Source organism: Dellaglioa sp. CoH-57-MRSF-19, from assembly GCF_056781975.1.
This window is the reverse complement of record NZ_JBXAXW010000263.1, coordinates 1-274: the sequence shown is the minus strand read 5'-3', so window position 1 is coordinate 274 and position 274 is coordinate 1. Positions and strand designations below refer to the sequence as shown.

Below are 274 nucleotides of genomic sequence, written 5' to 3'. Positions count from 1 at the left end.
GTCCGACCAGCATTTGGCTGAGCAGGTGGCCAGCGTTTTGGATTCTGGGATGAGAATCGTGTCACCTACTGATCTGGTGCCGACGTGGAAAAAGAAATCGATCCTGCTCTACAGTAAAGGCAGTGCAGCTTCGGTGGCCGCACGCGAAAGCAGCCGTTACAAGAGTGCAGCGTATAAGCAAGCTAAGAAAGTTCAACGTGCTGCTGTGCGTTCGGGTGCAGAATTTCGAGAATTTAATCGGCTTGATGTGGCTGTGCGTCGCGCTGAGCAGGCT

General features: G+C 53.3%; 1 protein-coding gene. It reads left to right on the top strand.

Annotated elements, in window-relative coordinates:
- Nucleotides 1-37: 37 nt before the first annotated feature.
- Nucleotides 38-274, top strand: a 237-nt coding sequence (locus AC1RO3_RS09160) for a hypothetical protein (RefSeq protein ID WP_481764109.1), incomplete at its 3' end; no start/stop codon positions are given.